Below are 6,137 nucleotides of genomic sequence, written 5' to 3'. Positions count from 1 at the left end.
GCCGGTGGACGGCTCGGTCATCGGCGGTGACTTCACCACCCTCCGCTCCCGCGGCGGCGACGTCATCCCCTCGCTCGGGGGACCGGGTTCGCGCGAGGGTCAGTTGACGTAGACCCGGGCGCCCGCGTCGGTGACGGGCGCGTACTTGGCCGTGAACCAGCCGCTCGAGAAGCACAGCGAGGATCCGGAGGTCTTGCTGAACTGCTGGTTGGTGAAGGCGATGCTGCTGTCGGCGTTGTCCGCCTTCCCGGTCAGGCTGGGCGCCTGGTAGACGCAGGTGACGGTGCCCAGCAGGGTGCGCAGCTTGACCGTGGTCTGGATGGTGGAGCCGGCGGCGGGCAGCACGGTGAGGGTGCCGTCGGAGGCGACCGTCGCGCTGTAGGGCAGGTGCTCGACGGTGATGCCGCTGACCCCGAGCACACCGGTGACGTTGCTGGTGCAGCTGCTGCTGTCGAAGGTGTGCGCGGTGACGGACTCGGTGGCCGTGCCGGGCGCGGCCGGGTTGCCCGTGACCGTGGCGGTGAACTGGGAGGACGTGCAGGACACGCCGCTGGTGCCGGTCGCGCTGGAGTAGAACGTGGCCGAGGTGCCGGAGGCCAGGGGTGCGGTGAGGGTGTCACCGACGGCGGCGGCGGTGCCGCCGGTGCCGCCCGTGGTGAGGACGGCGCTGCCGTCGGCGGAGGCGGGACCGGCCACGGCGAGGGTGAGCGCGGTGGCGGTGCCGGCCAGGGCCAGGAGGGTTCGCGTACGCATGCGGGTGCCTCTCTTCCGAGGTGGGGGACGGATGGAGCGAGGTGGGGTGGGGGTGTGGGGGCGCGTGCGTGCTGCGTGTGAGAGGTGGGGCGTGAGGAGGCGTGCGGGTGGCGCGGGTGATGCCGCCGGCGCAGGGCCGTTGCGCCTTCTCCGTACGCGACGGACCGGCGACGGCGGCGGGGCCGGATCCCGGCAGGGGGCTTCGACGGAAGACTCCGGCCGGGCCGGGCTCAGGGGCGGCCGGGCACGGACCGAATCCGCGCGTGCCGCAGGTGCGATGTGAGCGTTTGCCGTACATCGGTGAGAGCGGTTGCCGTCAGGGCCGGGAACGCGGCCGGGCCGCTCTGCGGATCCGGCGCCACGGATCCGGGAAACAGGGGAATTTGTAGACCTGATGAACCATCAACGTCAAGCGTTCACAAGGGAGTTGTCGAGCGAGATCGCGGACCGCGCACATCCGACACCCTTTTTTCACAGCTCCCTTGACCCTTCAAAGTAACCGGCGGTAACTTCCTGGCAGGCTACTGCCGCGTAACGAGAAAGCCCTTGCATCCGCCGGGAGCGCGAGGAGGCGTACGCGGTGGTCGCGGTCCGCGCCAGGACACCGCGCCACGGAAACCCCGACCCGCATCGTGATCCATGCCCATGGGAGCAGACATGGCCTCGTCCCCGGACGTCCCGTCCGTCGGCAGCACCCCCGAGAACCCGGGAAGCGGTTCAGCGTCCGAAGCCCCGAGCGCCGCCGGGACCGCCACCGGCGGCGAGCGGCGGGGGCGGGTCCGGGCACGCCGGGCCGCGGTGATGGCGGTCCCCGCCACCCTGCTCGCCGCCGGTCTCGCGGTCCTCACCGCGCAGGGCGCGCTGGGTGTGCAGTTCGCGATCTCCGGCATGCCGTTCACGGTCACCGCGACGGAACTGAACGGAACCGGTTTCGAGCAGTTCGGCGGCCTCGACACCATGGCGGACGGCAGCCCGAACGCCGGGGACACGGGCGGGCAGGTGCTCATCGTCACGTCCGCGATCAAGAACGCCACGCTCGACCACCTGTGCCAGAGCGTCGACCTCGGCGGCACCAACCTGCTCATCACCGCGGGCAGTGGCGCGGCCAAGGTGCGGGCCAGCGATCTCACCACCGACTCCACGGAGCTGTCCGGCGACGCGGCGTTCAACAACATCGAGATCGGCAACGACGCCAGCACGCTGGACAAGGCGGGCGTGAAGGGCCCGATCGGCGTCTTCAGCCAGCAGGCCGACACCGTGCACATCGGCAATCTGCGGCAGACCAACTACGCGACCACGGCCGGTGTGTTCAAGTTGCCGGGCCTCAAGCTCCGGTTCAGCGACTCGGGTTGCTGAGCGCGGTGGCCGACCGTCCACGCCGGGGAGCGCGGGCCGCCTTCCGCGGCTGGCGGTCCCGCCGGCCGTTCTGGGGCGGGCTGCTGCTCGCCCTGGGCGGGGGCGAGATCCTGCTCACCGAGAAGGCCTCGCTGAAGGTCGTCATGCACATCGGGATGCAGGGCCTGGCCGGCTATCTGCTGCCCGGCCTGATGGTGCTGCTGGGCCTGCTGATCCTCTTCAACCCCGCCCAGCGGCTCTTCTACTCCATCACCGGCGTCCTGCTCGCCCTCGGCACCTGGCTCACGTCCAACCTGGGCGGCTTCTTCCTCGGCCTCCTGCTCGGCGTCACGGGCAGCTGCCTCGCCTTCGGCTGGCTCCCGGACCAGGAGCCCCGGGTCAGCCGCCGCAAGCGGCGCAGGCAGGCGCGCGCGGCGACGGAACGGCCCGCGCACGAGCAGGACGGGGAGCCGACGGAACGGCCCGCGCAGGAGGGGGAGCTGACGGAGGGCGCGGTCTGAAGGCCGTCGGCCGGCCCCGGTCCCCCGGTCCGCCGGTCCCGAGCGCGCCTCCGGCTCAGCCCGCGGCGGCCGGCGACTGCGAGGCGGCCGCCGCGTCGGCCGCCGTCCCCTCGCTCGCCGTGCGGACCGCCGTCGGCTCCACGACCGGCGCGGTCGCGCCGCCCGGCGTGCCGGACTCGTCCTTCATCGCCTTCGCCTCGCTCTTCAGGATGCGCATGGACTTGCCCAGCGCGCGGGCGGTGTCGGGGAGCTTCCTGGAGCCGAACAGCACGATGAAGACGACCGCGACGATCAGCAGGTGCCAGGGCTCCAGTCCGTTGCGCAGCATGAGCGCCCCTCCCTTTCTCACATTGTCCTGAAGACCGAGGGCTCCTGTGCCACCGGCCGGCGCAGCGATGGTTGCTACATTGCGCAACTGTACAACCTGGGGTGGGACACCGGGGGGGGCGCCACCGCGAACGGCCGGCGGCCGGGGCGTGACCTGTGCCCTACCGCCGTCGCCGGTCGAGCCGGGCCCTACCGCCATCGCCGGTCGAGCCGGGCCCTACCGCTGTCGCCGGTCGAGCCGGGCCCTACCGCTGTCGCCGGTCGAGCCGGGCCTTCACCGTCGCGAGGGCGAGGGCGTACACGCCGAGCACGGCCGTGAGCAGCAGGTGGTAGCCGGTGGAGAGCGGCGCGAGGCCCAGCGCCGCGCCCAGCGGACCGGCCGGGACGGCCAGGCCGACGGCGGTGAGCAGGGCGGCCGCCCAGCCGACGGGACCCAGCCGCCCGCCTTCCGTCAGCCGCCGCCCGCTGCGCAGGAGCAGCATGACCAGTGCCTGGGTGAGCAGGTTCTCGGTGAACCAGGCGGAGTGGAAGACGGCCTCGTCGTCGAGGGCGTCGGGGCCGTGCAGGGCGAGGGCGAGCACCCCGAAGGTGGCGAGGTCCGCGACGGCGTTGAGGACGCCGAAGCCGGTGATGAAGCGCAGGAAGGCGGGTGGCCGCAGCACCGTCGGCCGGCCCAGCGCACGCGCGCCGGGGCGGTCGTGGGCGAACGCGAGCTGGGCGGCGTCGAAGCACAGGTTCTGCACGAGCACCTGGGCCGGGAGCATCGGCAGGAAGGGCAGCAGCAGTCCGGCGGCGAGCATCGCGAGGACGTTGCCCAGGTTGGAGGAGAGCGTCACGCGCAGGTAGGAGGCGATGTTGGCGCTGCTGTACCGGCCGGCGACGACGGCGTGCCCGAGCGCGGTGAGGTCCTTCTCGCCGAGCACCACGTCGGCGCTCTCCCGGGCGACGGCCACGGCGCCGCGGGGCGCGACGCCGACGTCGGCGGCGAGCAGCGCGGGCACGTCGTTGACGCCGTCGCCGAGGAAGCCGACGGTGTGCCCGGCGGCGCGCAGTCCGGCGACGACACGGGCCTTGTCGGCGGGGGTGCAGCGGGCGATCACGGCGGTGGATCCGGCCGGGGCGGGGCCGGTGACGTCCGCGGCGAGGCGCACCTCGGCCGGTTCCAGGCCCAGGTCCCGGCAGGCGCGGGCGGCGGTGCCGGGGTGGTCGCCGGTGAGGACGTGCACGGTGACGCCGAGGCCGGCGAGGGTGCGCAGGGACTCGGCGGCGCCGGGGGCGAGTTCGTCGCGGAAGGTGACCAGCCCGAGGCAGGTGAGGCCGTGCTCGTCGGCGGGCGTGCGGGGGCGGGTGCGGGCGGGCCGGGTGGCGGTGGCGACGGCGAGCACGCGCCGGCCGGCCGCCGCCTCGCGCGCGGCGAGCGCGAGCAGCCGGTCGCGTTCGGCGGGCGGCAGCGCGCAGCGGTCCAGGACGTCCTCGGCGGCGCCCTTGGTGATCAGCCGGTGGCGGCCGAGACCGTCGGCGACGACGGCGGTGGCGTGGCGCCGGCCGGCCTCGACGGGCAGGGCGGCGAGACCGTCGTACTCCTCACCGGCCGGTCCCGCGGCCTCCAGCAGGGCCTCGTCCAGGGCGTCGGGGGCGGGGAGTTCGGCGAGCTGGAGCGTCCACCAGGCGGCGACGGCGGCCCAGTGCAGCACCTCCGGGTCGTCCCGGCCGTCCGGTCCGAGCGAGCGGGCGACGACGGGCCGGTCCTGGGTGAGGGTGCCGGTCTTGTCCACGCACAGCACGTCGATCGCGCCGAGGTCGTGCAGCGCGGGCAGCCGCCGGACGACGACCCGGTGGGTGCGGGCCAGCAGGGCGGCGCCGCGGGCCAGGCAGGTGGTGACGATGACCGGGAGCATCTCGGGGGTGAGCCCGACCGCCACCGCCACCGCGAACGGCAGGGTCTCCAGGCCCCAGCCGCGCAGCGCGGCACCCGCCATCAGGACCAGCGGCGGGGTGAGCAGCATGAAGCGGACCAGCACCCACGCGATGCCGTGCACGGACCGGTCGAAGGCGCTGGGCTCGCGGCGGTCCGGGGCCCGCTGGGCGGCGGCGAACCGGGTGCCGGGGCCCGTCGCCACGACCACGGCGGTGGCGCTGCCCGCCGCGACCGCGCTGCCCTGGAAGCACAGGTGGGACTCCGCGCCCGGACCGGCCGGGTCGGCGGCGGTCTTGGGCGCGGGCGCCGACTCGCCGGTGAGCGCGGCCTCGTGCACGCTCAGCCCGCGGGCGCGCAGCAGCCGTACGTCGGCGGGCACGAGGTCGCCGGGGCCGAGCCGTACGACGTCGCCGGGCACCAGGTCCGCGACCGGGACCTCGCGGGCGCGGGGTGCGGAGGTGTCGTCGGTGCGGCGGAGCACGGTGGCCGTGCCGGTGACCAGGTCGCGCAGCGCGGCCAGGGAGCGGTCGGCGCGCCGCTCGCCGGCCGCGCGCAGCACGCAGCTGACGGCGACGAGCGCGAGGATCACCCCGGCCGTGCCCCAGGAGGCGACGAACGCCGAGACCAGGCCGAGGGTGAGCAGGACGGCGGTGAACGGCTCGCGCAGGCCGCGCAGACAGCGCCGGAGCCAGGAGGGGGTGTGCGGGCGGGGCGGGGTGTTCTCGCCGACGGCCGCGAGCCGGGCGCCGGCCTCGGCGTCGGTGAGTCCGCGCGGGCCGGTGTCCAGGTGGCGCAGCACCTGCAGGGCGGTGCCGGTCCCCGGGTCAGATGCCATGGAGGCGGCGGGCCCGGGCCGGGGCGGGCGTGTCCCGTTCGGCGAGCCGGCCGACGAGGAGCCGTACGACGTCGACGACGGCGGCCTGTTCGACGGCGTCGACGAAGTACACCTGGCGCCGGCCCTCGCGGCGGGAACGGACGAGACCGGCGAGCTTGAGCTTGGTCAGGTGCTGGCTGACGGCGGGCAGCGCGCCGCCGACCCGCTCGGCGAGCCCGGTGACGTCGCTCTCGCCCCGGGCCAGCGCCCACACGATGTGCAGCCGGGCGGGCGAGGCGAGGAGTCCGAACGCGGCGGCCGCCTCGGCGAGTACGTCGGCGGAGGGGTCCTGATGGCCGGTGCCGGGCGCTGTCGCCACTGTCGCTTTCCTCCCGCTGCGTCGTCACCGTGTTCGCGTCGCTGTGTTCCGTCTGTGCGGGGATTCAGTCTAGGTGCGCGGGAACTTCCC

Annotated in this window: 6 protein-coding genes; 2 read left to right on the top strand and 4 right to left on the bottom strand. The window is 74.8% G+C overall.

Annotation, left to right across the window (positions count from 1 at the left end; genetic code table 11):
• Positions 1-99 precede the first annotated feature (99 nt).
• Entirely contained in the window at positions 100-753 is a 654-nt protein-coding gene (locus AB0N17_RS09890; RefSeq protein WP_366010674.1) for a Tat pathway signal sequence domain protein, read from the bottom strand.
• Between the two features lie 657 nt (positions 754-1,410).
• Here AB0N17_RS09890 and AB0N17_RS09885 point away from each other — a divergent pair.
• The gene (locus tag AB0N17_RS09885) at positions 1,411-2,109 is read left to right on the top strand and encodes a DUF6230 family protein (RefSeq protein WP_366010673.1); all 699 of its coding nucleotides are present in this window, start codon (positions 1,411-1,413) and stop codon (positions 2,107-2,109) included.
• Between the two features lie 5 nt (positions 2,110-2,114).
• The gene (locus AB0N17_RS09880) at positions 2,115-2,609 is read left to right on the top strand and encodes a DUF6114 domain-containing protein (protein ID WP_366010672.1); all 495 of its coding nucleotides are present in this window, start codon (positions 2,115-2,117) and stop codon (positions 2,607-2,609) included.
• A 55-nt stretch (positions 2,610-2,664) separates the two neighbouring features.
• On the opposite strand, the gene tatA is transcribed toward AB0N17_RS09880, so the two are convergent.
• The 3 genes from tatA to AB0N17_RS09865 form a co-directional block, all read right to left on the bottom strand.
• Positions 2,665-2,937, bottom strand: coding sequence for a Sec-independent protein translocase subunit TatA (gene tatA, locus AB0N17_RS09875; protein ID WP_366010671.1), 273 nt, complete (start codon positions 2,935-2,937; stop codon positions 2,665-2,667).
• Positions 2,938-3,181: 244 nt separating this feature from the next.
• Positions 3,182-5,689 (bottom strand): HAD-IC family P-type ATPase, encoded by a 2,508-nt coding sequence (locus tag AB0N17_RS09870; RefSeq protein ID WP_366010670.1) that lies wholly within the window; start codon positions 5,687-5,689, stop codon positions 3,182-3,184.
• Positions 5,679-6,047, bottom strand: coding sequence for a metalloregulator ArsR/SmtB family transcription factor (locus AB0N17_RS09865; protein ID WP_366010669.1), 369 nt, complete (start codon positions 6,045-6,047; stop codon positions 5,679-5,681). The genes AB0N17_RS09870 and AB0N17_RS09865 overlap by 11 nt, the downstream gene beginning before the upstream one ends.
• Positions 6,048-6,137: the final 90 nt, after the last annotated feature.

Origin of the sequence: Streptomyces sp. NPDC051133 (assembly GCF_040682635.1) — a bacterium.
Lineage (GTDB): Bacteria > Actinomycetota > Actinomycetes > Streptomycetales > Streptomycetaceae > Streptomyces.
The sequence above is the reverse complement of the archived record's forward strand: the minus strand, read 5'-3'. Positions and strand labels throughout refer to the sequence as shown.